21 protein-coding genes are annotated in these 23733 nt (G+C 62.9%); 11 read left to right on the top strand and 10 right to left on the bottom strand.

The genetic code is table 11. The annotated features are described in order from the left end of the window. Nucleotides 1-182 precede the first annotated feature (182 nt). The 4 genes from AACO21_RS09125 (at nt 183) to AACO21_RS09110 (ending at nt 5727) form a co-directional block, all read left to right on the top strand. Nucleotides 183-1655: a sigma 54-interacting transcriptional regulator gene (locus AACO21_RS09125; RefSeq protein ID WP_346192208.1), complete on the top strand. Its 1473-nt coding sequence runs from the start codon at nt 183-185 to the stop codon at nt 1653-1655. 198 nt (nt 1656-1853) lie between these two features. Next, nucleotides 1854-3251 (top strand): GntP family permease, encoded by a 1398-nt coding sequence (locus tag AACO21_RS09120; protein ID WP_346192207.1) that lies wholly within the window; start codon nt 1854-1856, stop codon nt 3249-3251. Between the two features lie 121 nt (nt 3252-3372). Then, the gene (locus AACO21_RS09115; protein WP_346192206.1) at nt 3373-5001 is read left to right on the top strand and encodes an acyl CoA:acetate/3-ketoacid CoA transferase; all 1629 of its coding nucleotides are present in this window, start codon (nt 3373-3375) and stop codon (nt 4999-5001) included. A gap of 183 nt (nt 5002-5184) precedes the next feature. After that, nucleotides 5185-5727 carry a DUF2058 domain-containing protein gene (locus tag AACO21_RS09110; RefSeq protein WP_346192205.1) on the top strand — a complete coding sequence of 181 codons (543 nt, stop codon included), beginning with the start codon at nt 5185-5187 and terminating at the stop codon, nt 5725-5727. Nucleotides 5728-5820: 93 nt separating this feature from the next. Here AACO21_RS09110 and AACO21_RS09105 read toward each other — a convergent pair whose 3' ends face one another. From AACO21_RS09105 to AACO21_RS09090, 4 genes are all read right to left on the bottom strand, one after another. Next, the gene (locus AACO21_RS09105; RefSeq protein ID WP_346192204.1) at nt 5821-6549 is read right to left on the bottom strand and encodes a hypothetical protein; all 729 of its coding nucleotides are present in this window, start codon (nt 6547-6549) and stop codon (nt 5821-5823) included. Continuing rightward, a complete protein-coding gene (locus tag AACO21_RS09100) occupies nt 6527-7348 on the bottom strand; it encodes a crotonase/enoyl-CoA hydratase family protein (RefSeq protein ID WP_346192203.1) in 822 nt (273 codons plus the stop codon). Before AACO21_RS09100 ends, AACO21_RS09105 begins: the two co-directional genes overlap by 23 nt. Before the next feature lie 74 nt (nt 7349-7422). Then, nucleotides 7423-7626: a hypothetical protein gene (locus AACO21_RS09095; protein ID WP_346192202.1), complete on the bottom strand. Its 204-nt coding sequence runs from the start codon at nt 7624-7626 to the stop codon at nt 7423-7425. A gap of 25 nt (nt 7627-7651) precedes the next feature. Then, on the bottom strand, nt 7652-8242 hold the full coding sequence (locus AACO21_RS09090; protein WP_346192201.1) for a cob(I)yrinic acid a,c-diamide adenosyltransferase: 591 nt from the start codon (nt 8240-8242) through the stop codon (nt 7652-7654). A 63-nt stretch (nt 8243-8305) separates the two neighbouring features. Between AACO21_RS09090 and otnI the strand changes: the two genes are divergently transcribed. Genes otnI through AACO21_RS09055 form a run of 7 tightly spaced genes read left to right on the top strand, consistent with a single transcriptional unit; the run spans nt 8306 to nt 15922 of the window. Beyond that, nucleotides 8306-9103 (top strand): 2-oxo-tetronate isomerase, encoded by a 798-nt coding sequence (otnI, locus tag AACO21_RS09085; protein WP_346192200.1) that lies wholly within the window; start codon nt 8306-8308, stop codon nt 9101-9103. Then, nucleotides 9090-10373, top strand: a complete 1284-nt coding sequence (locus AACO21_RS09080; protein ID WP_346192199.1) for a glycerate kinase — start codon at nt 9090-9092, stop codon at nt 10371-10373. The genes otnI and AACO21_RS09080 overlap by 14 nt, the downstream gene beginning before the upstream one ends. 47 nt (nt 10374-10420) lie before the next feature. Then, a complete protein-coding gene (locus AACO21_RS09075; protein ID WP_346192198.1) occupies nt 10421-11902 on the top strand; it encodes an FAD-linked oxidase C-terminal domain-containing protein in 1482 nt (493 codons plus the stop codon). Next, nucleotides 11902-12951, top strand: coding sequence for a glycolate oxidase subunit GlcE (glcE, locus tag AACO21_RS09070; protein WP_346192197.1), 1050 nt, complete (start codon nt 11902-11904; stop codon nt 12949-12951). Before AACO21_RS09075 ends, glcE begins: the two co-directional genes overlap by 1 nt. Further along, a complete protein-coding gene (gene glcF, locus AACO21_RS09065) occupies nt 12951-14201 on the top strand; it encodes a glycolate oxidase subunit GlcF (protein ID WP_346192196.1) in 1251 nt (416 codons plus the stop codon). Before glcE ends, glcF begins: the two co-directional genes overlap by 1 nt. After that, the gene (locus tag AACO21_RS09060) at nt 14179-15063 is read left to right on the top strand and encodes an HDOD domain-containing protein (RefSeq protein WP_346192195.1); all 885 of its coding nucleotides are present in this window, start codon (nt 14179-14181) and stop codon (nt 15061-15063) included. The genes glcF and AACO21_RS09060 overlap by 23 nt, the downstream gene beginning before the upstream one ends. Before the next feature lie 43 nt (nt 15064-15106). Continuing rightward, nucleotides 15107-15922, top strand: a complete 816-nt coding sequence (locus tag AACO21_RS09055; protein WP_346192194.1) for a protein phosphatase 2C domain-containing protein — start codon at nt 15107-15109, stop codon at nt 15920-15922. A gap of 84 nt (nt 15923-16006) precedes the next feature. On the opposite strand, the gene AACO21_RS09050 is transcribed toward AACO21_RS09055, so the two are convergent. The 6 genes from AACO21_RS09050 to AACO21_RS09025 form a co-directional block, all read right to left on the bottom strand. After that, complete coding sequence (locus AACO21_RS09050) at nt 16007-17428, bottom strand: DEAD/DEAH box helicase (RefSeq protein WP_346192299.1); 1422 nt, start codon at nt 17426-17428, stop codon at nt 16007-16009. A gap of 87 nt (nt 17429-17515) precedes the next feature. After that, complete coding sequence (locus AACO21_RS09045; protein ID WP_346192193.1) at nt 17516-19690, bottom strand: ATP-binding protein; 2175 nt, start codon at nt 19688-19690, stop codon at nt 17516-17518. Beyond that, a complete protein-coding gene (locus tag AACO21_RS09040; protein ID WP_346192192.1) occupies nt 19687-20049 on the bottom strand; it encodes a response regulator in 363 nt (120 codons plus the stop codon). The genes AACO21_RS09045 and AACO21_RS09040 overlap by 4 nt, the downstream gene beginning before the upstream one ends. After that, nucleotides 20042-22579 (bottom strand): ATP-binding protein, encoded by a 2538-nt coding sequence (locus AACO21_RS09035; protein ID WP_346192191.1) that lies wholly within the window; start codon nt 22577-22579, stop codon nt 20042-20044. The genes AACO21_RS09040 and AACO21_RS09035 overlap by 8 nt, the downstream gene beginning before the upstream one ends. A gap of 38 nt (nt 22580-22617) precedes the next feature. Continuing rightward, the gene (locus AACO21_RS09030; RefSeq protein WP_346192190.1) at nt 22618-23028 is read right to left on the bottom strand and encodes a hypothetical protein; all 411 of its coding nucleotides are present in this window, start codon (nt 23026-23028) and stop codon (nt 22618-22620) included. 79 nt (nt 23029-23107) lie between these two features. Then, nucleotides 23108-23731 carry a TetR family transcriptional regulator gene (locus AACO21_RS09025; protein ID WP_346192189.1) on the bottom strand — a complete coding sequence of 208 codons (624 nt, stop codon included), beginning with the start codon at nt 23729-23731 and terminating at the stop codon, nt 23108-23110. Between the last annotated feature and the right edge of the window lie 2 nt (nt 23732-23733).

Below are 23733 nucleotides of genomic sequence, written 5' to 3'. Positions count from 1 at the left end.
GAGCTGCGCCTTGGCTTTGCATCACGCTGCTGCGGTAAAAGCGTGGCTTTTTCCCGAAACTTGCCGGATGATGGGCGCCCAAAATATATCGGGTGGAGACTGCCCGTTTCCTGCGTGAGTCGGTTGCGATGCCGGCCTGGACTGGGGGCGCTGTTTCTCTCCGTTTCGGCAGTGGAGTGGCGATGGGTTCCAGAAATCAGCTAGACCGTGTATGTGTGCCGCAGGCCTTGGGCGGTCGTAACAGCGACGAATTGATCGAATTGGCGCGGCAGTCGCTGTTGTCTCATTTTGCCGATCTGTGCGATGGCCTGGTGATCGTCGATGCCCAGGCGCGGATTGTCTGGATGAACGACAGCTATCCGCAGCGCCTTGGTCTGCTGGGGACCCAGGACATGATCGGGTCACCGGTCGAGGCGGCCATTCCAAACAGCCTGATGCGTCAGGTGGTCGAATCCGGTAAGCCCATCATGCTGGATATCATGGATTTTGGCAGCCAATCCTTCGTGGTGACCCGCTTGCCGCTGAAGGATGCCGAAGGCAGGATTCTCGGTGCGGTCGGGATGGTGCTCTACGATGATCCGCGGCGCCTGGCGCCGGTGGTGGCCCGCTACCAGCGGCTACGGGCCGAGTTGGCAGATGCTCAGCGCCGACTCGCGGAAGCACGGCGAACCCGCTATACCTTCGCGAGTTTCGTGGGGGTCAATTTTGCCTGCCTCGAACTGAAGCAGGCGGCGCGCCGTGCTGCACGGACCACCTCTCCCGTCTTGATCCTGGGCGAAACCGGCACGGGCAAGGAGCTCCTGGCCCAGGCCATTCATGCCGATAGTCCGCGTGCAGAGGGGCCTTTTGTCGCAGTGAATATTGCGGCCATCCCGGAAACCTTGCTGGAGGCCGAATTTTTTGGTGTGGCACCCGGCGCCTATACGGGGGCCGAGCGCAAGGGACGGGACGGGAAATTCAAACTGGCGGATGGCGGCACCCTGTTTCTCGATGAAATCGGCGATATGTCGCTCGCCTTGCAGGCCAAGCTCCTGCGTACGCTCCAGGAACGAGAGATTGAGCCGGTGGGCTCCAATCATTTGCAACCTGTCGACGTGCGTGTGATTGCGGCGACGAGCCGTAATCTGGAGGCCATGGTGGCGGCAGGACAATTCAGAGCGGATCTGTTTTATCGCCTGAACGTGATCAGCCTGGTCACGCCCCCCTTGCGTCAGCGCATGGATGACCTGCCGCTTCTGGGCGAACATCTGGTGGATGCGATCTGCCGGGAGCAGGGGCTGCCGCCCAGGGTGCTCGGTGCCAGTGCCATCGAGCGTCTTCGCCAACACGATTGGCCGGGCAACGTCCGGGAACTGGCGAATGTGCTTGAACGTGTCTTGCTGATGTCCGATAGCGATTGTCTGGAGCGGGGGGAGATTGATCGGATGATGCCGCAGGCGCGGGGAGCGCATCCCGCCGGTCAGGCGGAGCCGGTGAGTGCTGCCGTCAACCTCGGCATGGTGGTCGCTAATGCGGAACGCAGTGCCATTCTTCAGGCCTTGCGGGAGGCGCACGGTAACAAGGCACAAGCTGCCAAGTTGCTGGGCATCTCACGCGCCGCGCTCTACGAGAAAATTGCGGCACTGGGCCTGGATACCCGCAGTGAACAGGACTAGCACGCCGGGCTGAGATGGCGCCTGCGTTGTAGCGTTGTCTGCTTTTGCAGACAGGCTGTCTTCAGCAGCAGACAGTTTCTGCTGCCCTGGGCGCGGTTGTTGGTTTGATTTTCGTTTTAATTCAACGATGTAGTCGTTTGGCACGGAAGCTGCAATTCGCTCCTTGTTTTACCCATGCAAAAACAAGGAGACATATACATGGACTTTCTCATCGTCCTGGGAGCACTGTGCTTCCTGATGTTCGTGGCCTATCGCGGCTACAGCGTGATTCTTTTTGCCCCGATTGCCGCACTTGGTGCGGTCTTGCTGACAGACCCCAGTCTGGTTGCGCCGATGTTCACCGGCTTGTTCATGGACAAGATGGTTGGCTTCGTCAAATTGTATTTCCCGGTCTTCCTGTTGGGCGCCGTCTTTGGCAAGGTGATCGAACTCTCCGGATTTTCGAAGGCCATTGTTTCCTCGGTGATCAACATGCTCGGTCGAGAGCGTGCCATGCTGTCCATTGTGGCCGTCTGCGGCTTGCTCACCTATTTTGGTGTTTCCCTGTTTGTGGTGGTGTTTGCGGTGTATCCGTTCGCGGCCGAGTTGTTCCGTCAGAGCGATATTCCGAAACGCCTGATTCCCGGGACGATTGCGCTGGGTGCTTTCACTTTCACCATGGATTCTCTCCCAGGGACGCCGCAAATTCAGAACATCATCCCCACCACCTTTTTTAAGACCAATATCTATGCCGCGCCCACCTTGGGCATCATCGGTGCTGTGTTCATCATCGTCTGCGGCTTGTCTTATCTGGAATGGCGTCGTCGCCAGGCTGCGCGTGCCGGGGAGGGCTATGGCACGGATCTCGTGAATGAACCGGAGCCGTTTGAACACGAAAAGCTGGCCAATCCGCTGATTGCGATTTTGCCGCTGGTGCTGGTCGGCGTGACGAACTGGGCCTTTACCCGTCTGATTCCCGAGGTTTATGGCAAGTCGCACTCGTTTATTCCTGCCGTGGTGGGCAAGGCGGCGCCGGTGGTTCAGGATGTGACCAAAATCGCCGCGATCTGGGCGGTGGAAGGCGCGCTGCTGGTCGGGATTCTGACGGTTTTCGTGTTTGCCGGAAAAACCGTGGTGAGCAAATTTGCCGAAGGCTCGAAGTCGGCCATTGCAGGGGCCTTGCTGGCCTCGATGAACACCGCCTCCGAATACGGTTTTGGTGCCGTGATTGCGGCGATGCCCGGCTTTTTGGTCGTTGCGAACGCGCTGACGGCGATCCCCAATCCCTTGATCAACGAAGCGATTACCGTCACCTCGCTGGCCGGGATTACCGGCTCAGCCTCGGGGGGGATGAGTATCGCCCTGGCTGCCATGGCGGAAACCTTCATCCAGAATGCGCAAGCTGCCGGCATTCCTCTGGAAGTGCTGCACCGAGTGGCCTCCATGGCCTCGGGCGGGATGGACACCTTGCCGCATAACGGGGCCGTGATCACCTTGCTGGCGGTGACGGGCCTCACGCATCGCGTGGCATACAAGGACATTTTTGCCATTACCCTGATCAAGACGGCGGCCGTATTCGTCGTCATTGCCGCCTTCTACCTGTTTGGTATTGTCTAAGGCATCACGTGCGATCGCGGGGGGCTGATCTTGCCCCCGCTTTGCGCCCCCGTTCGTTAAGATACGGGAACATGACATGGGGTCGGCCTGGGCACGCCCCGATTCGGTTGGAGACACATGAATGTCCATCAAGCAAGAGCAAAAAAGTGCGCATGAGCGCACTGTAGGGCGCGGCAAGGTTGTATCCGCGCGAGAGGCGGTGGGCCTGATTCGCGATGGCGATACGCTTGCCACAGGCGGTTTCGTCGGAATCGGCTTCCCTGAAAATATTGCCGTCGCACTCGAGGCACGCTTTCTCGATGCGCAACGGGACAATGGTGCCGGCGGGCCACGCAATCTGACCCTGGTTTATGCCGCAGGGCAAGGCGATGGCAAAGAGCGTGGCCTGAATCATCTGGGCCATGAGGGGCTGGTGGCCAAAGTGATTGGCGGTCATTGGGGACTGGTGCCGAAATTACAGGCCCTTGCCGTGGCGAACCGGATTGAGGCCTACAACCTGCCGCAAGGGGTGATTGCCCATTTGTTTCGTGACATCGCGGCCGGCAAACCGGGGACCTTGACCCATGTCGGCCTGGGCACTTTTGTCGATCCGCGTTTTGGTGGCGGCAAGCTCAATGAAAAAACCACGACGGATATTGTTCGTCTGATGCAGATTGATGACGAACCCTATCTGTTCTACAAGGCTTTTCCGATCCATGTGGGCGTTATCCGGGGCACAACGGCCGATCCAGATGGCAATGTCAGCATGGAAAAGGAAGCGTTAACGCTCGAAGCACAGGCCATTGCGATGGCTGCCAAGAATTCCGGCGGCATCGTCATCGTTCAGGTTGAGCGCCTGGCTGAGCGGGGAAGTTTGAACCCCCGCCAAGTCAAGATTCCCGGGGTGCTGGTGGATTGTGTGGTGGTGGCCGAAAAGCCCGAATATCACATGCAGACCTTCAGCGAGCAGTACAACCCGGCCTACGCAGGCGAAATTCGGGTGCCCCTCTCCGCGATTCCTGAAATGGGCATGAGCGAACGCAAGATCATCGCGCGTCGGGCCGCGATGGAGTTGCGGTCCGGGGCCATTGTGAATCTCGGCATTGGTATGCCCGAGGGCGTGGCAAATGTGGCAGCGGAAGAGCAGGTCATCGATTTGATGACGCTGACGGCGGAACCCGGGGTCATCGGCGGCATTCCTGCCGGAGGGCTCAGCTTTGGCGCCGCCATCAATACGCAGGCCATCATCGATCAGCCCAGCCAGTTTGATTTTTACGATGGCGGCGGGCTGGACATCGCTTTCCTTGGGCTGGCTCAGGCTGATCGGGAGGGAAATCTGAATGTGTCCAAATTTGGTCCGCGCCTGGCCGGAGCCGGGGGATTCATCAATATTTCCCAGAATGCCAAGAAGGTGGTGTTTGTCGGTACTTTCACCGCAGGGGATCTGAATATTGCGCTGGAAGACGGCATGCTGCGCATCCTTCAGGACGGGCAGGCGCAAAAATTCGTCAATGCCGTCGAACACCGGACCTTCAGCGGTCCGCAAGCCGTGAAGTGGGGCAAAACCGTGCTCTACATCACGGAGCGCTGTGTTTTCCGTCTGTGCGAAGCCGGGCTGGAGTTGATTGAAATTGCACCGGGCGTCGATTTGCAGCGGGATATCCTCGACAAAATGGCGTTCAAGCCGGTCATGGATCGTCCTCCTGTCCTGATGGACGCCCGGATTTTCCAGGATGCGCCGATGGGCTTGCGGGACGACATGCTGGGCTAATTCCCTGCTGGACCTGCGCGCGTTCGTTCTCCGTGCGATACCGGATCAACCCCGCCAACCCGATGGTTGCGCGGGGTTTTTATTGCGGATTTCAGCGAAGGCGCGGGGCTGTTTTGCTAAGCTAGCGTCCCCGGCGCGGCATATTGGGTGCCGTTTGTCGATTTTCACGGATGGAGTGCGGGCATGGCCTCGTTGCAGGATCAGTTTTTGAAAGCCGGTTTGATCAGCCAGAAGAAAGTGAATCAGGCCAAGCAGGATCAGAATAAGCAAAAAAAGGAAGAGCGTCGCACGGGTGTCAAAGTTGTGGATGATGTCCGGCAGGCTGCCGCTGAGGCGCAGCGCAAGCAAGCGGAACGGGCGCGGGAACTGAACGCGCAACGGGTGGCGGCCAATCGGGAAAAGGAAGTCGCCGCCCAAATTGCACAGATGGTGCAGCAAAGCCGTCAAAGCAAGGGTAACGGCGATATTGCCTACAACTTCACCTATGAAAACAAGGTCAAACGCATCTATGTTTCAGCCCCGGTTCAGGCTCACCTGACGGCTGGGCGCCTGGTCATCATTTGCCAGGGCGAGGTGTTTGAACTTGTCCCGAAGATCGTTGCCGACAAGATTGCCGAGCGCAACCCGGCAATTGTCGTGCGGGTGAGCAAGTCCAGCGCCGAGACGCTGCCTGCGGAAGACGATCCGTATGCGGATTACAAGATTCCGGATGACTTCACCTGGTAAGTGCGCTTGGGGTGTGGTCAGGCATGGGGCTGATCAGCGCTTTTCGTCTCGCTTGATCGGGTGAGGACGGCTCTGGCCGGCGCATGTTTCGCCTCAAGGCCTGAGTTTTTCCCGAATTTCCCCCTGGCAGGCGGCATTCAGCCGGCGATATTCGCTGTCGGTGTCGATGTGCTGCTGGGCGGCTTGTGCGTCGGCGAGTTGTTGCCGGAGGTAGGGTTTCCAGTGCTGCTGTAGTTCCTCCCGCAGGCTGCGCTGGGCGGCGCCGGGGGGCTGCGGGGTGATCGGGCTGTTCAGAAAGCGGGCTTCCAGCGTGCGTCGCAGCGCCGGTTCGATGGCGTCGGCATGGGTGCGATAGGCTGCCAGATGGCGTTCCTCATGGGCGAGGATTTCCCGGTACCCACATTGCGGGGGCAGCAGTTCCCGGCTGATGTACAGGGTTATGGGGGTGAAGCCGTAGTGGATGACGAGCTTCGGGCTGGTGCATTCACCCTGGCCGTCCAGGCTGGGCAGGGTGCGTAGTTCGAGGCGGTAGCGCACATGGGCATTGGCCTGTGTCAAACCCGGCACCGGGTTGCCGCTGCGTTGGGCGGGCGGGATCAGGGCCTGGATCTGCATGTGCGTCAGTTGGGTATTGATGCTGACTTCGGGGTCAATGCGGATCAGGCTGACGCTCGGGGGCGGCAGTGGCGGGCAGCCACCGGCCTGGGCGAGCGAGGCGAGGCTGAGCGCGCCGAACAGGCCCAGCACGCCAAGCAGGCCGCGCAGGCCAGGGCGGCGGGCCGGGCCCGCCCGTTCACACTCAGTCGGCGAAACGCGGCGCACGTTTTTCCAGCTTGGCCTGCATGCTTTCCTGCAGGTCGGCGGAAATCAGCATGGCGGCATTCCAGGTCGCGACATAGTTGAGGCCGTCGGCCACCGAGTGGTCGCGGCTGTAATTGAGGATTTCCTTGCTGCCGCGAATGGCGAGGGGCGATTTGCCGGCAATTTCGGCAGCCAGGGCCTGCACGCCGACGGTCAACGCCTCGGCGGTGCCGAAATTCCGGTTGGCCAGACCGAGCCGGACGGCTTCGTCCGCCTCCACGTTGCGGCCGGTATAAGCCAGTTCCCGCGTCATGCCGTCGCCGATCAGGCGCGGCAGGCGTTGCAGCGTGCCGACATCGGCCACCATGCCGATATCGATCTCCTTGATCGAGAACACGGCATCGTCGGTCACATAGCGCATGTCGCAACAGGTCACGAGATCGAGCGCACCGCCGACACAGGCGCCCTGGATGGCGGCGATGACGGGCTTGCTGCAGCGCTCCAGGCTACTCAGGCAGTCCTGCAGATCGAGGATCAGGCGGCGCAGCTTTTCACGGCTGCGGGCGCCGTCGGGGTGTGCGGTTTGCTGCTGGACCCCCGCCAGCATGGCGAGGTCGATGCCGGCGCAGAAGTTTTTTCCGGCGCCGGAAAGGAGGGCGACCCGGATGGTCGGGCTCTGATCGACCCACTCGAAGGCGGCACGGATCTCCTGCCACATCGCCGCATTGAGGGCGTTCGACTTGTCGGGACGGTTGAGTTGGATATGGGCCACGGCGCCGTCCTGGTGAACGGCGAGCGTGGTGAATGACGGTGTGGTCATCGGGCTGTCTCCGGTTATAAGGTGTTATGAACCGGAGATAGTACGTGATTCTGCGGGCGATTGTCCCTTGCCGATCAGGCCATGCTGGCCAGGGCATCCGCGAGCGCCGAGTTATCCTCGGACACGGCGTTGAACTGGCTTTCGATACGGACCACGTAACCCAATGTGCGCAAGCGGTCAGCCCAGGTCTCGGCATTTTGCCGATCCGGGTGCCACGGCCCCTTTTCAACCACGGGATAGGGGCCGCCTGTGCGATAGGTGGTGATGACGCGGAACATGGCGCAGATTATGGCACGGCTTTAATCAGGCCGCATTCTTGCCTTTTTGCCACAGCACATCGCCGCGCCCGCCGGCCCGGTTGAGCAGACGGCCCAGGATGAACAGCAGGTCGGAGAGGCGGTTGATGTAGCGGCGGGCCGCATCGGACAAGGGCTCTTCGGTGTTCAGGCGGACCATGGCGCGCTCGGCACGGCGGGCCACCGTGCGGCACAGGTGGGCCACGGCGGCCGGGCGGGTGCCGCCGGGCAGGATGAATTCCTTGAGCATCGGCAGGTCGGCATTGAAGGTCTCGACCAGTTCTTCCAGGCGCCCCACCTGCGTGTCCTTCATGACCGCCATGCCCGGCAGGCAGAGTTCGCCGCCGAGGTCGAAGAGGTCGTGCTGGATGTCGAAAAGGGCGGCGCGGACGGCTTCCGGCAGGTCTTCGCAGAGCAGCAGGCCGATCGTGCAGTTGAGTTCGTCGACTTCGCCGATGGCGTCGATGCGCAGGCTGTCCTTGGTGGTGCGGCTGCCATCACCAAGGCCGGTGGTGCCGGCATCGCCGGTCCGAGTGACGATTTTCGAGAGGCGGTTACCCTTGCGTTCGGTTTCTTGTTGTGTCGTATCGGTGCTCACGTTGCGTTCTCCTGATGTTCTGCACGATTATACGTTTCTGCCTGATCACTGACTGTCGTCCCCATGCCAAAGTTCGCCGCCAATCTCAGTTTTCTCTTTACCGACCAGCCGTTCCCGGCGCGTTTTCAGGCGGCAGCCCAGGCCGGCTTCAAGGGCGTGGAATACCTCTTTCCTTATGACTGGCCGGCCACCGAGGTGGCCGGCTGGCTGACGGCGGCGGGCGTCGAGCAGGTGCTGTTCAATCTGCATCCGGGCGACTGGGCGGCGGGCGAGCGCGGTCTGGCCTGTCTGCCCGACCGTCATGGCGACTTTGCCGACAGCGTCGAGCAGGCACTTGAGTACGCCATGCTGCTCGATTGCCGGCAGGTGCATTGCATGGCCGGCCTGCGTCCGGCGGGCGTGGCGGAGTCGGTGCTGGAGGAGAACTACATCGCCAACCTGCGTCATGCCGCCGATCATCTGGCGACCGCGGGGGTGACGGTGATGATCGAGCCGATCAACAGCCGCATCGACATGCCCGGCTACTGGCTGGACAGCGTGGATCAGGCCGTGCGCCTGCTGGACAAGATTGACCGTGACAACGTGCGCCTGCAACTCGATCTCTATCACGTCCAGATCATCCAGGGCGATCTGGCCCGCACGCTGGCGACGCAGCTGCCGCGGGTCGGCCATATTCAGATTGCCGATAACCCGGGGCGGCATGAACCGGGGACGGGCGAAATCCACTATCCCTTCCTGTTCCGGGAAATGGACCGTCTGGGCTACGCCGGCTGGGTCGGTTGCGAATACAAGCCGCAGGCCGATACCCTGGCCGGGTTGGGCTGGCTGCGTGCGATGGAGGTGGTTCATGTTGCCGCGTGAGGTGTTGCGTCGCTGGTTCGATGTGGCGGTGGCGTCGGCCGATCCGGCCCGGATTGTGCCGCCGGCCCTGGCCGCCGTGCCGCCGCCCGGGCCGGGCGGTCGCCTGGTTGTGGTGGGCGCAGGCAAAGCCTCGGCCGCCATGGCGCGGGCCGTGGAAATGGCCTGGTCCGGGCCGTTGACCGGCGTCGTCGTGACCCGCTACGGCCATGCCGTGCCCTGCGAACGGATCGAAATTCTGGAGGCTGCCCACCCGGTGCCGGATGCGGCGGGCTTGCTGGCCGCCGTGCGTCTGAAGGGCGCCGTGGCCGGTCTGACCGAGCATGACCGCGTGCTCGTGCTGCTCTCCGGCGGCGGTTCGGCCTTGCTGCCGGCGCCGGTCGACGGTCTGGATCTGACCGAAAAGCAGGCCATTACCCAGGCTTTGCTACGCTCCGGTGCGGGTATCGGCGACATCAATTGCGTGCGCAAGCACCTGTCGACCCTCAAGGGCGGGCAACTTGCCGTGGCGGCCTGGCCGGCACCGGTCTACACCCTCTCGATGTCCGATGTGCCGGGTGATGATCCAAGCGTGATCGCCTCCGGCCCTACGGTCGCCGATCCGACGACGACGGTCGACGCCCTGCGCATCCTCGATTTCTATGGCGTGGCGCTGCCAGCCTCCGTCCGGGCGGGCTTGCTCTCCGGCGCGCTGGAAACGCCCAAGCCGGGCGATCCGCGTTTGTCGCTGGCGCGTTACCACTTGCTGGCCAGTCCGCGTCAGATGCTGGCCGCCGTCGCCGAGGCGGCGCGCGCCGAGGGCGTGACGCCGCTGATTCTGGGCGATGCCATCGAGGGCGAGGCGCGGGAAGTGGGCAAGGCCATGGCTGGCATTGCCCGCTCCTGCCTGCAGCACGGTCAGCCGCTGTCCGGCCCCTGTGTGCTGCTTTCGGGCGGTGAAACCACGGTGACCGTGCGCGGCCAGGGCGTGGGTGGGCGCAATACCGAATTCCTGCTTGGCCTTGCGCTGGGCCTGGGCGAAACACCGGGCATTCATGCGCTGGCCGCCGATACGGACGGGATCGATGGCACTTGCGACAATGCCGGGGCCTTTATCTCGCCGGACACGCTGGGGCGGGCCAGGGCGCTGGGGCTGGATGCCCGGGCGCACCTGGCCGACAACGATGCCTGGGGCTTTTTCAACGGGCTCGGTGATCTGCTGGTGACCGGGCCGACGCGGGTCAATGTGAATGACTTCCGCGCCATCCTGATTACCCCGACAGGCGGCGATTAGCGTTCCAGCCCCCGAAAAACCGGTCAAAACAACGAGGAGACATCGCCATGAGCGAGCAGGAACCGGGATTCAAAACAGATCGCAGCGCGCTGGCGCGGCGGCTGCAACTGATCTTGCCGCCGCATTGCCTGCTTCTTGACGAGGAAGACCTGCGGCCTTACGAGTGCGACGGCCTCACCGCCTTCCGGACCGTGCCGGCGGCCGTGTGTCTGCCGGAGACCGAGGAGCAGGTGATCGACCTGCTGCGTACCTGTCACCAGATGGGCGTCCCGGTGGTGGCGCGCGGGGCCGGTACCGGCCTCTCCGGCGGCGCCATGCCGCATGCGGAAGGCGTGGTGTTGTCGATGGCCCGTTTTAACCGGATTTTGCAGGTCGACCGTCAGCAACGCCTCGCCATCGTCCAGCCCGGCGTGCGCAACCTCGCGGTCTCCGAGGCGGCGGCACCGTACGACTTGTATTACGCACCGGATCCTTCGTCGCAGATTGCCTGCACCCTGGGCGGCAATGTGGCGGAAAACTCGGGCGGCGTGCATTGCCTCAAATATGGCCTGACCGTGCATAACGTGCTGCGGGTGCGCGTGGTCAGCATCGAGGGCGAGGTTTTCGAGATCGGCGGCGAGGCGCCGGATGCCCCCGGTTACGACCTGCTGGCGCTGCTCATCGGGTCCGAAGGCTTGCTCGGCGTGGTCACCGAAGTTACCGTCAAACTCGTGCCCAAGCCGGCCTTGGCGCAGGTGGTGATGGCCTCGTTTGACGATGTCGGCAAGGCGGGCGATGCGGTGGCGGCGATCATCGCCGCCGGCATCATTCCGGCCGGCCTTGAGATGATGGACAAGCCGGCGACGGCTGCGGTCGAACCCTTCGTGCAGGCCGGCTACGATCTTTCTGCCGCGGCCATCCTGCTTTGCGAGTCGGATGGCACGCCGGAGGAGGTGGCCGAGGAAATCGCCCGGGTGACGGCGGTGCTCACTGCGGCGGGGGCGCGCGATCTGCGCGTGTCGCAATCCGAGGCCGAGCGGCTCAAATTCTGGGCCGGGCGCAAGGCGGCCTTCCCCGCCGTGGGACGGATCACGCCCGATTACTACTGCATGGACGGCACCATTCCGCGCAAGCGGCTGGCCGAGATGCTGAGCGCGATTGCCGAGATGGAGCGCAAGTATGGCTTGCGTTGCGCCAACGTCTTTCATGCCGGTGACGGCAATCTGCATCCGCTGATCATGTACGACGCTGCCAAGCCCGGCGAGTGGGACAAGGCCGAGGCCTTCGGGGTGGAGATTCTTGAATTGTCGGTCGCGCTCGGTGGCTCGATCACCGGCGAACATGGCGTCGGCGTCGAGAAAATCAACCAGATGTGCGTGCAATACGGCGGCCCGGAGCTGGCTGCCTTCCGGCGCATCAAGGCAGCGTTCGACGAGTCCGGCCTGCTCAATCCGGGCAAGGCCATTCCCAGCCTGCACCGCTGTGCCGAATATGGCCGCATGCATGTGCATCGCGGCGAACTCAAGTTTCCCGAACTGGAGCGCTTCTGATGGATCTTCAGGATATGGTCGAGGCCATCCGCGCGGCGCAGGCGACCCGAACGCCCTTGCGCATCCGGGGGGGCGGCAGCAAGGATTTCTACGGTGCCTCGCTGGCCGGCGAGGTGCTGGATGTCGGCGGATATCGCGGCATTGTGGCGTACGAACCGACCGAGCTCTACATCACGGCCAAGGGCGGGACGCCGCTGGCTGAGGTTGAGGCGGCGCTGGCCGAGCGTGGTCAGATGCTGGCCTTCGAACCGCCCCGTCTGGGAACGGCGACCGTGGGCGGCTGCGTGGCGGCCGGTTTGTCCGGGCCGCGCCGCATGCAGGCCGGGGGCGTGCGCGATTTCGTGCTGGGTGTCGGTCTGATCGACGGCTGGGGCGAAATGCTCCGATTTGGCGGCCAGGTCATGAAAAATGTGGCGGGTTACGATGTCTCGCGCTTTCTAGCCGGGAGCCTGGGGACCCTGGGCGTGCTCACCGAGGTGACGCTGAAAGTCCTGCCGCGGCCGGTGGCCGAAACGACGCGGCTGTTCGAGTGCAGTGCGGAAGAGAGCGTGCACTGGCTGAACCGCTGGGGCGGGCAGCCCGTGCCGATTTCGGCTTCGTTCTGGCATGGCGGCCAACTCTGGGTGCGCCTCTCCGGTGCCGCATCGGCCGTGGAGGCCGCCGTTCAGCGCCTGGGCGGCAGTCCGACGGTCGACGCCGAAAAACACTGGGAATCCGTGCGCGAACAGACGCATCCCGCTTTTGCCGGGCCGATCCTGTGGCGCCTCGCGCTGCCTTCCAGTGCGGCCGACCCCGGTCTCGACGATCTGCGCGCCATCGAATGGGGCGGCGCCCTGCGCTGGTATGCCGGCGATCTGGCGGCCATCCGGGGGGCGGCGGCTCGCCTTGGGGGCCATGCCGTGCTGTATCGTGCGCCTGAATCCCTGCGCCTGCGCGAAGGCTGCTTTACCGATCTCAATCCGGCCTTGCTGGCCCTGCACCGGCGCCTGAAAAAGGCGTTCGACCCGCAGGGCATACTCAATCCCGGTCGTCTCTACGCGGAGTTCTGATGGATACCCAGCTTGCCGACTTCATCCGGGATACCCGGGCCGGAAAAATCGCCGGAGAGATCCTGCGCAAATGTGTGCATTGCGGTTTCTGCACGGCGACCTGCCCGACCTATCAGGTCCTGGGCGATGAACTCGATGGGCCGCGCGGCCGCATTTACCTGATCAAGCAGGTACTTGAAGGTCAGCCGGTGACGGAGAAAACCCGCCTGCATCTGGATCGTTGTCTGACTTGCCGCTCCTGCGAGACCACCTGCCCGTCCGGCGTCAAATACAGCCATTTGCTCGATATCGGACGCGAGGTGGTCGAGTCCCGTCTCAAACGTCCGCTCAAGGAGGCCGTGCCGCGTGCCTTGCTCAAGGCCGTCCTGCCCCGGCCGGCGTTGTTTGGTGCCGCTGTCGGGCTGGGTCGGGCGGTGCGTCCCCTGTTGCCCAATGTGCTGGCCGACAAATTGCCAGACGCGCGTCCGGCCGGAGCTTGGCCGGCACCGGATCGGCACCCGCGGCGCATGCTGGCCCTGGCCGGTTGCGTGCAGCCCAGTCTGGCGCCCAACATCAATGCGGCGACGGCGCGCGTGCTGGATCGGCTTGGCATCAGCCTCTTTGAGGAAAAGAAGGCCGGCTGCTGCGGGGCCGTGCGCTTTCACCTGAACGACCCGGCAGCGGCCAAGGCGGACATGCGGCGCAACATCGATGCCTGGTGGCCGCATGTCGAAGCGGGCGTGGCGGCCATTGTCGTCACGGCGTCGGGCTGCGGCGTGCAGGTGCGTGATTATGCCCATGTTTTAAATGACGATCCGGACTATGCCGAAAAGGCCGCGAGAATCAGTGCCTTGTGTCGGGACCCCAGCGAAATCGTTCTGGCAGAGATGGAAAAGTTGCTTTCATTTTTGCCACAAAGCACGAATTCGCGGGGTAAACTAGCATTTCATACACCGTGCACCTTGCAGCATGGCCTGAAGATCCGGGGGGCTGTGGAGACCGTACTCCAGCGCTCAGGCTTTGAATTGGTCGCGGTATCGGAGTCGCATTTGTGCTGTGGTTCGGCAGGAACTTACGCGGTCTTGCAGGAAGCGCTGGCTTCAACGCTGAGAACGCGGAAGCTGGCCGCGTTGACCGCCGGCAATCCTGGCGTGATTGCCACAGCCAATATCGGCTGCCTGACGCATTTGCAGGCCGGGTGCAGCGTGCCCGTCCGGCACTGGATTGAACTGATCGACGAGGTGATGGGTGACCGGGGTATCGCTGGCTGAAGCAGCCAAAGCACTGGGAGAAGAAGAAGGCCGCAAGTTCCGTCGCCTGATGGAGCGCGGGGTGAAAATCCCGCCGCAGCCCCGGGTGCTGGAAGAGTTGCGTCAATGCATCCGGCGCAAGGAGCAGGATGTGCGCGTGCTGGCCCGGGTGATCAATCAGGATCCCGGTGCGACCGCCATGCTGTTCAAGGTCGTGACGAATGCTGCCTATGCGCAGCATCAGCCTTTCGACTCCGTCGAGCAGATTCTGCACGCCGTGGGCATCCGTCAGACGGTCAACCTGATGCAGGCCATCGTTTTGGCCGGGCTGGTCAAGGTCGACAAGAATCAGGCGGCCTACGAGGCGTTCTGGGCGCGTTCGCAGGCCGTGGCGCAGATCGCCATGCTGATTGCCGATGACCGTGTGGCCGTGTGCAACATTTTCCCGGATCAGGCTTACCTGGCCGGGATTTTCCATGACTGTGGTGTCTTGCTCCTCTTGCAGCGTTTCCCGGCGTATTGCGCCGAGATGCATCTGGGCGAGCCGGGCCGCTGGGTCGACCTCGACGAAGAGGATCGCAAATTCAGCGCAGACCACAGCGTCGTGGGCTACATCGTGTCCCGTTACTGGCGCTTGCCGGAATTCATTTGCGATGCCATCCGCTTGCATCATCACATCACGGAAATGGGCGATCACGAGGCCCGCTCCATGATTGCGATCCTGCAACTGGCAATCGAGATTTACTATCGTGACCAACATGTGCCGAACCCTGAATGGGCGCGCATCAAGGATGAGGTCATGCCGGAGTTGGGGCTGGGTGACGACACCTTGCCCGAGTTTGTCGATATCGTGATTGAACGTTTTCATGCCAGCCAGCATTGATTCGCCGAGGCCGGTTGTGGTTTGCAGGGGGAGTTGAAGAAGCATGGCTTTGGTGATTGATGCCTGTGCTGCCCAGCATCAGGGGGATCGCAAGGAACAGCAGGACCGGGTTTTGATCGTGCCGCATACGAATTTGCGCGGCGTGGCCCTGGCGGTGGTGGCCGACGGGATGGGCGGTCACACCGGTGGCGCGCTGGCGGCGGATCAGATGGTGCATACCGCGCGTCAGAATCTGACGCAGTTTTCACCCGAGGAAGAAACGCCGGAAAAAATGCTGCGCAGCTGCCTGCATGAGGCGCACATGCTGATCAAGGCCTCGCGCCTGATGAACGAAATGAACCCGCACAGCACGGTGGTCATGATGCTCATCCAGCCGGGACGCATGAGCTGGCTGCATTGCGGCGACAGCCGTCTGTACCATTTCCGGGACAAGGCCCTCATCGGGCGGACAAAGGATCATTCCTATGTCGAGCAATTGCTCTCGCGTGGCCGGATTACGCCGGAGCAGGCGCTGGTCCACCCGAGCCGCAATGTGCTGCTGACGTCGGTGGGTGGCAATGATGAGCCGCTCTTCGACTATGCCGAAACCACCGATCTGCAATCCGGCGACGCCTATGTACTGTGCTCGGACGGTTTGTGGGCCTATTTCTCGGATGAGGAACTGGGGGGCATCGTGGCCAGCCATACCGCCCGGGAAGCCTGCGAAAAGCTGGTTGAGCAGGCGCGCTTGCGGGCCGGCGGGCATGGCGACAACCTGTCGATTGCCATCGTGAAATTGAAGGAAAAGGAAGTGGCCGCCAAGCCCAAGCCTTTCCCGGGGTTCGCAGGACGTCCGCAGCAGAAGGTGGGAAGCGTCTAAGGCGCTTTCTGTCGGCAGCGTCTGGTTGGGCAATGTAAAACGGCACCTTTCGGTGCCGTTTTTGTTGTTGCTGTGCGCGCCGACTTACTTGCGGCCCAGGCCCCCGAGCAGGGCGGCCACGACCTTGCGCGGCTTGTGCGGATCGGCTTTCGCCGGTGCCTTGGGCGAGTCCGGGAGATCGCCGTGCGTGCCGGATTCGTAGGGCTTGCTGAAGTCGAAGCCGTCCGCCGCAATCATCGGGTAGGGATCCCGCGGATGCTGGCGTCGGCCATGGCTCCGCTCCGGCTTGTGCGAGACCGGGGCCGCAGCCGGCGGCGGGGCCGGGCGCTTTTTCTTGTTGCCCGGGGGGTATTCGTATTCCGGTTCCGGGGCAAAGCCGGCGACTTCGATCTGCTCGATCGGGCGCTTGATCAGCTTTTCGATCTCGACCAGGTAGCCGACTTCGTGTGCCGAAACCAGGGAGATGGCGTTGCCCGTCTTGCCGGCACGACCGGTGCGGCCGATGCGGTGCACGTAGTCTTCCGGCACATGCGGGAGTTCGTAGTTGATGACGTAGGGCAGGTCATCGACATCGAGGCCGCGCGCGGCGACGTCGGTGGCGACCAGGGCCAGGGTCTGGCCGGCCTTGAAGGCATCGAGTGCCTTGATGCGGTCGAGCTGGCTCTTGTCGCCGTGGATCGCGTCGGCGTGAATGCCGGCCCGCTGCAGTTCGCGGGAGAGGCGGGAGCAGCCCTGCTTGGTCCGCATGAAGACGATGCACTGGCGGATTTCGCCGGATTTCAGCAGCTTGGTCAGCAGACCGCGCTTGCCGTATTCCGAAACCGGGTGCACGCGGTGCGTGATGGTGTCCGAGACCTGGTTGCGGCGCGCCACTTCGACCAGGGTCGGGGCTTGCAGCATGGTGTCGGCGAGCTTCTTGATGTCGTCCGAGAAGGTTGCCGAGAAGAGCAGGCTCTGGCGTTGCGCCGGCAGCATTTTCAGGATGCGCGTGACGTCCGGGATGAAGCCCATGTCGAGCATGCGGTCGGCTTCGTCGAGAACGAGGGCCTGGACCGAATTGAAGCTGACACTCTTCGATTCCACATGGTCGAGCAGGCGGCCCGGCGTGGCGACGAGGACTTCGACGCCTTTTTTCAGTTCGGCGATCTGCGGCTTGATATCCACGCCGCCAAAGGCGCACATGGCGCGGATCGGGGTGTATTTGCTGTAGGCTTTGACCGATTCGTACACCTGCAGGGCCAGTTCCCGCGTCGGGGCGAGAATCAGGGCGCGCACCGGGTGCTTGGCCGGCGACGGGCTGCTGCTGGCAAAGGGGAGGATGCGTTGCAGGATGGGCAGCGTGAAGGCCGCCGTCTTGCCGGTACCGGTCTGGGCGCCCCCCATGATGTCCTTGCCGCTGATGACCAGCGGGATGGCCTTGGCCTGGATCGGCGTCGGCTTGTTGTAACCCATTTCGGTCACGGCACGGAGAATCTCCGGCGCCAGGCCCAGGTCGGCAAAGGTGATTTCGGGGGCTGCTTCGGCAGCGGCAGGCAGAGCGGCTTCGCTCGCTAAGGTATTGATTTCAGACATGGGGCAGGATTATACCCCCCCTCACGCAATGGATTTGCTTTCTGCCGATTTTTCCAGCCAGAAAAGCAGGGCTTCGTAGAGCCGGTCGGGGGCAACGGGTTTGCCCAAATGCGCGTTCATGCCGGCATTTTCGCTGGCCACCTGGTCGCTCGGGCTGGTGTTGGCACTCATGGCCAGAATGGGGGTGCTGCTCAGGTGAGGCAGGGCGCGCAGCAGGCGTGCCGCATCATGGCCATTGATGCCCGGCATGTTCACATCGAGCAGGATCAGATCGAAATCGGTGCTCTGGGCGAGGTCGACCGCCGCCTGACCATCGTCGGCGCAGGTCACGCTGAGTCCGGCATCCTCCAGCAGCTCTCTGGCGACCTCCAGGTTGATTCGGTTGTCGTCGGCCAGCAGCACCCGCTTGCCGGCGTGTGCCGTTTTCAGGCGTTGTTCCGCAGGTGGGTGCGGCGTGGCGGCAAGGGGCTGGGGTGAGGCTTGGGCCGGGAGAGTCTGCCGGGTGGTAAACCAGAACGTGCTGCCTTCTCCCGGAGTGCTCTCGACGCCGGTGTCGCCGCCCATCAGTCGGGCCAGGCGGCGGTTGATGGCCAGGCCGAGCCCGGTGCCGCCATGGCGGCGGGTGCTGGAATTGTCTACCTGCTCGAAGGCATCGAAAATCCGGGCACAGTGGGCCGCATCCAGACCGATCCCGGTGTCGCGGACCTCGAAGCGCAGGTGCTGGACATCGGGAGTGTCGGGCAGGCAGCGGCCATGGATGTGAATGCTGCCCTGCTCGGTGAATTTGATGGCATTGCCGATGAAATTGATCAGGATTTGTGCGATTCGGGTCTGATCGCCGATCAGTTGCATGGGCAGCGTCTCGAATTCAAGATGCAGGGCCAGTCCTTTCTGGCGCGCCGGTTCGTCGAACAGGGCATGCAGGCGCTCGGTCAGGCGCGCGCGATCGAAGGATTCGATCGAGATGCTGAGCTTGCCCGCCTCGATTTTCGAGAGATCGAGCACGTCGTTCAGGATGGCCATCAGGTGGTCGGCCGCCGCGATGATCTTGTCCAGGCGGTCGGCCTGTTCCGGGCGCGGGGACTGGCGACGCAGGATATGGCTGAGGCCGATGACGCCGTTGAGGGGCGTCCGGATTTCGTGGCTCATGTTGGCGAGAAAGGCCGATTTGGCGTGATTGGCCGCATCGGCTGCCTCCTTGGCCTGCATCAGGGCATGGTTGCTGTCGGTGAGGGCTGCCGTTCGTTCCGCCACGGTTTGCTCCAGCGTGTATCGATGCTGGTCGAGCGTGGCATGGGCGCGGGAGAGTGCCTGCACCATGTCGCGCTGGCGCAGGTGAGCACGGATCAGATAGGCGAGCAGGATGGCGAAGGCGAGGGCGCCCAGCCAGCCGCCCAGGCGCACTAACTGCGACAAGGTGCGTGGCGTGGCCTCGGCCTGTACGGCCAGCTGCCAGCTGCCGCCGGGGATCGTGATGTCGAGCAGGCTGGATTGGTCGCTGAAGAGCCCCGCATCGCCGAAGAACACGGGGCCTTGTGCGCCAGTGCCATCCGTGCCGCGCAGGGCAAAGCGGATGTTGCTCGCCTCGGCAACCGGGGTGATGATGCCGAGCAGGGAGTGAACATCGATGACGGTACTGATCAGGCCCCAATAGGTATCTTCGATATAGACCGGTAGCCGATAGACGAGGCCTTCTCCGCCCTGGACAAGTTTGATGGGGCCGGCCAGCCCATCCCGTTGTTCAGTGATCAGGCGCTGGATGACCGGCCACTGGGCCGCGTTGTCCGGGTAATAGAGACCGATCGCTTTCTCGTTGCCGGCGTGCGGGTACACGTAGCTGAGGCGATTGCCCGGCGCGATGCCGACATTGCGGTAGTGGTGGCCGCGTGCGTAGATGACCGACAGCATCTGATCCATGTCGCGACCATCGATACGGCCGTTGCGGGCGACGATATAGGATTCGACCCCGGTGGCGAGGTGGACCGTCGCGTTCAGCTCGGATTCCAGCATGGCGCGCAGGACGCCGGCATGGCGCAGGACAGCCTGCCGTGCTTCGCTCTGCTGGCGTGCCTGGGTTTCCCGGTGCAGCCATTCGGTCAGACCGCCCAGGGCTAGCCAGATGGCGAGCGGCGCAAGCCAGAGGAGGGCGCGCCGCCAGGACGGGCGGGCGCGCCCTGGCGCGTCTTCCCTCTTCATACTGCGGCGATGAGATCGCTCAGCAGTTGGCGGTTGATCGGTTTGACGAGAATGTCGTCAAAGCCGGCCGCCAGAAAGCGGGCGCGTTCCTCAGGAAAGGCGTGGGCGGTATAAGCGATGATCTTGGCGGCAGCCCCGTTGGGCTGGGCGCGCAATTGGGCGCAGGTCTCTTCGCCGGAGAGCCCGGGCATGCTGATATCGAGCAGAATCAGTTCATAGCGGATATCCGCAAAGCGGGCCAGCGCCGCTTCGCCGCAGTCCACTTCATCACAGTGCCAACCCAGTTTCTTGAGCAGGGTGATGGCGAGTAAGCGGTTGGTCGGATGGTCATCGACGACGAGCGCGAGCCGTTCAGACATGCGGGGTTTCCTTCGGTAAAAGCAGGATGAACGTGGCGCCGCGCCCCACGTCCGAATCCAGGATGATCGTGCCGCCCATCAGGTGGGCCAGTTGGCGGACAATCGAGAGCCCCAGCCCGGTGCCGCCATGTTCGCGGGTCAGGAAGGTCTCCAGTTGCTTGAATTTCTCGAACACCGTTTCATGATGCTCCGGCGCAATCCCGGGGCCGGTGTCCTGGACCGAGAAGGCGAGGTTGCTGTCGCGCTCGGACAAGCTCAGCGTCACGCTGCCCCGGGGCGTGAATTTGACTGCGTTGCTGAGCAGGTTGTTGAGGATCTGACGCAGTCGGGTGGCATCGGCTGAATAAAACTCGGGCAGATCCTCGGCGAGGGTGAGCGTGAGTTGCAGGCCCTTGGCTTCAGCAGCCGCACGATGCAGGGCGGCGGTTTCTTCCATGAAGGCGCGCAAGGGGAGCTTGCTGGGGGTCAGGGTCAGCTCGCCTGCCTCGATTTTGGCCAGATCGAGAATTTCGGAAACCAGTGTCTGCAGGTGACTGCCGCTCTGGTGAATGATGCGGGCGTATTCCTGTTGATCAGGATGCTCCAGTTCCGCCTGAAGCAGGTCGGCAAAACCGAGAATGCCGTTGAGCGGGGTCCGCAGCTCGTGCGAAACCGTCGCGAGGAAGGCACTCTTCAGCCGGTTGGCCTCTTCGGCTTTCTGGCGGGCCTCGTCCAGGCGTTGGAAGGAGGCTTCGACGGAGTCGGCCATATGATTGAAGGAACGCGCCAGTTCGCCCATTTCATCGGTCGACTCGACGGCCAGACGGTGCGTCAGGTTCCCCTCCTGAAAGCGGTGGATGCCCTCGATCATGTGGGTGATGCGGCGGGTCAGCAGATTGGCCATCCAGATCGCAATGGCGATGACCAGCGCGATCATGGCCAGTGTCGACCCCCAGAGGCCGATGGCCGTGCCGGTCAGGCTGGCCTGGATGTCATCCAGCATGCTGTTGCGCTGGGCCTTGAAACTCGCGTCTTTTTCGCCGATCAGCGTATTGATCTTGGCGGCGGTATCGGTCGCCGCCTTGTGGAAATCATCCACGTTCGCCCCGATGGTGACAAAGCCGAAGCCTTGCGGCGTCTTGCCATACTGGCCGGTGTGGTAGGGAATGGCAGCGGCCGTGGTGAGTTTCCAGAGACCCGAGAAGAAAATCACGAATGAGCCGGAGCCGCCGTGTTCAGTGACGGCATTCCAGCCATCGCATTGCGGGGAGAAGTTCAGGTAGCGGCAGTCCAGGCCCAGGGTACCGGCCTTGACCAGTTCCTTGGCCGGCTTGCGCTTCAGGTTCTGGTCGCGGAAGGGGGGAATCTCGGCCAGGAATTCGTCGGCCGGTTTGCCGCTGGCCTGCCACTCGGCATAGAGGTCTTCATCCATCCAGGGCGTGGCCGGCCGGCCGGTGTCCGGATCGTAGCCGACGATCATGTAATCGCGCGGATGGGAGATCGAGCGGCTTTTGTGATCCCACAGGAAGGCGTAGTTGCCTTTGATCGCATCGGCAATCGGGGTATAGCGCTCTTCGGTCGGCATCAGGCGGTCCGAGAACTGGCGGATATGGTCATGATCCAGCGCCAGCGTGAGGTAGCCGGTGATCTTGCCGTCCTTCACGACCGGCGTCGCCCAGCGCACGATGCCGCGGAAGCGCTTGCCGACCGGGTTTTCCGTGCCGGCATAGGCGGAGGATTCCGGCGTGAAGGGCTTGCCGGCCTTCTCCAGGGCGGCGGGGAGGTAGGGGCCGATCACGTGGGTCGGTACATAGGCGCCGATGACGTCGGAAACGTAAATCTCGCCCGGCTTGAGTTTTTTGAGTTCGGGAAAGTAGTTTTCTGCGCGGACAAAGGTATTCCGGCGGTCGACCACATTTTTGAGCCCTTTTTCGGTCAGATTGCCGGTGGTGACCTTGATCTTTTCCTGGCCATTGAGATCGACGTAGGTCATTTCGACAAACAGCGGGCGCTGTTCGGCTTCGCCGAGGTATTCGGCCGGGCGGACATGGAAATCCTTGGCGTTGTCCGGCAGGACCGGACGCGTCACTTTGGCTTCGCGTTCGACGGGGGTGACCGGTCGCCAGGATTTGCCATCCTCGGCAAGTTGCCAGGCAGCATGCTGGTTGAGGGTGCGCTTGCGCTCGCTCAGAAAGCGGCGGAAGGCGGCTTCGCTCAGATCGAGGTGCGCGGCTTGGCGGATATCGGCATCGCGGTCGTAGAGGAAGCTGGCGATCTCCCGGGCCGTATCGGTCGTCAGGGCCTCGATCGCTTCCCGCGAGCGCAGGTCAAGCGCGCGGATTGAGTCGTTGGTGACGGTTTTGCCGATGCCTGTGATGGTCTCCAGCATGGCATCGGCCATGTTGCCGGCCTTCACCGAGACGTCGTCGCCCAGTTGTTTGGCGGCGTGCCAGGCAAACCAGGCGAGCAGGACCAGGGGAATGACCTTGATCAGGACGAAGATGACGATCAGCTTGCCCCGGATGCCGTCAAGAAAGGCGGGTCGTTTCATGTTTCCTCCTTTTTAACGGGCTCGCGGGGCATGGTGCGTCAGTGTTTGCTGCTCTTTTCTTCGGCAGCGCCCGCTTTATCCGGCTCAGTCTCTGCCGAGGCCTTGGCGGCGGCCTTGGCCGCAGCGGCTTCTGCTTTCTGGCGTTTCTTGATCGCAGCGGGGGATTCGGCCGGTGGCAGTTGCGGGGCCACGGTTTCCAGCTGGTTTTCACGCATGTACGCGTCCATTTCCTTCCAGCCGTCGTAGACCGAGGCCTTGGGCAGCCAGTTGTAGATGGCGTAGCAATCTTCAATGGCGCGGCCGGACTGGCGGCAGGCGCCGCCCACGGCCTTGCCTTCGGCCTGCTGGGCCGCTTCCTGACGTACCGGATCGGCAATGCCCAGGCGTTGTGTAACCTGGTCGCATCCCGTCAGCAGGACAAGGGAAAAGGCGAGAATCGTCAGACGCATGATCATGGTCGTAGATTCTCGCACAGCTTCGCTAAAAAATGACAAAAACGGCGGCCCCGCAGGGCTTCTGCCGCCGTTTTCAGGCCTGCGGGCGGGTGAGGCCGTTCAGATAGGCGCGGATGATCGGGCTGGCGTAGCTGTCGAGCGGAAACAGTGCCGGGTTTTTGGTCCAGTTGAAGAGTAGACCGTCGATCACGGCCACCAGGCCGATGGTGGCCTGGTGCGGCGTCAGGGCGCTGTGCAGCTGGCCCTGGGCGATGGCCAGCGAGAAGGCCTGTTGCAGGACGTCGATGTGGTTTTCGCCTTCATCGAGGTGCGAATCGCGGATGTTGGCCATCTCGCCCACGTATTCGCATTTGTGCCAGAGGATTTCGAAAACGCGCCGGAATTTCGCGTCGTTGAGCATCAGGCCGATGAACTGGTCGAGCGCGTTGTAGATGAAGCCGAGTGGGTCGGCCTGCATGCGCTCGTTGCGGTCCTCGCAGTTGATCAGGAGCGGGCAGACCAGGCGCTCGACCATGGCGTCGAACAGCACGACCTTGTTTTCGAAATGCCAGTAGATGGCGCCGCGCGTGACGCCGGCCTCCTGGGCGATGTCGTTCAGGGTGGTGCGCGCGACGCCTTGCCGGTTGAACACCTCGACCGCCGCATCGAGGATGCGGTGGCGGGTTTCCAGGGCTTCTTCCTTGGTTTTGCGGACCATGC

Origin of the sequence: Dechloromonas sp. ZS-1 (genome assembly GCF_039649255.1) — a bacterium.
GTDB lineage: Bacteria > Pseudomonadota > Gammaproteobacteria > Burkholderiales > Rhodocyclaceae > Azonexus.
Note: the sequence above shows the minus strand (reverse complement) of the source record. Positions and strands in the feature narration are given on the sequence as shown.

Excerpts from the sequence above, each read along its gene's own strand:
- AACO21_RS09125 (WP_346192208.1), top strand. The coding sequence starts at position 183 with ATGGGTTCCAGAAATCAGCTAGACCGTGTATGTGTGCCGCAGGCCTTG.
- AACO21_RS09120 (WP_346192207.1), top strand. The coding sequence starts at position 1,854 with ATGGACTTTCTCATCGTCCTGGGAGCACTGTGCTTCCTGATGTTCGTG.
- AACO21_RS09115 (WP_346192206.1), top strand. The coding sequence starts at position 3,373 with ATGTCCATCAAGCAAGAGCAAAAAAGTGCGCATGAGCGCACTGTAGGG.
- AACO21_RS09110 (WP_346192205.1), top strand. The coding sequence starts at position 5,185 with ATGGCCTCGTTGCAGGATCAGTTTTTGAAAGCCGGTTTGATCAGCCAG.
- AACO21_RS09100 (WP_346192203.1), bottom strand. The coding sequence starts at position 7,348 with ATGACCACACCGTCATTCACCACGCTCGCCGTTCACCAGGACGGCGCC.
- AACO21_RS09095 (WP_346192202.1), bottom strand. The coding sequence starts at position 7,626 with ATGTTCCGCGTCATCACCACCTATCGCACAGGCGGCCCCTATCCCGTG.
- otnI (WP_346192200.1), top strand. The coding sequence starts at position 8,306 with ATGCCAAAGTTCGCCGCCAATCTCAGTTTTCTCTTTACCGACCAGCCG.
- AACO21_RS09080 (WP_346192199.1), top strand. The coding sequence starts at position 9,090 with ATGTTGCCGCGTGAGGTGTTGCGTCGCTGGTTCGATGTGGCGGTGGCG.
- AACO21_RS09075 (WP_346192198.1), top strand. The coding sequence starts at position 10,421 with ATGAGCGAGCAGGAACCGGGATTCAAAACAGATCGCAGCGCGCTGGCG.
- glcE (WP_346192197.1), top strand. The coding sequence starts at position 11,902 with ATGGATCTTCAGGATATGGTCGAGGCCATCCGCGCGGCGCAGGCGACC.
- glcF (WP_346192196.1), top strand. The coding sequence starts at position 12,951 with ATGGATACCCAGCTTGCCGACTTCATCCGGGATACCCGGGCCGGAAAA.
- AACO21_RS09055 (WP_346192194.1), top strand. The coding sequence starts at position 15,107 with ATGGCTTTGGTGATTGATGCCTGTGCTGCCCAGCATCAGGGGGATCGC.
- AACO21_RS09045 (WP_346192193.1), bottom strand. The coding sequence starts at position 19,690 with ATGAAGAGGGAAGACGCGCCAGGGCGCGCCCGCCCGTCCTGGCGGCGC.
- AACO21_RS09040 (WP_346192192.1), bottom strand. The coding sequence starts at position 20,049 with ATGTCTGAACGGCTCGCGCTCGTCGTCGATGACCATCCGACCAACCGC.
- AACO21_RS09035 (WP_346192191.1), bottom strand. The coding sequence starts at position 22,579 with ATGAAACGACCCGCCTTTCTTGACGGCATCCGGGGCAAGCTGATCGTC.
- AACO21_RS09030 (WP_346192190.1), bottom strand. The coding sequence starts at position 23,028 with ATGCGTCTGACGATTCTCGCCTTTTCCCTTGTCCTGCTGACGGGATGC.
- AACO21_RS09025 (WP_346192189.1), bottom strand. The coding sequence starts at position 23,731 with ATGGTCCGCAAAACCAAGGAAGAAGCCCTGGAAACCCGCCACCGCATC.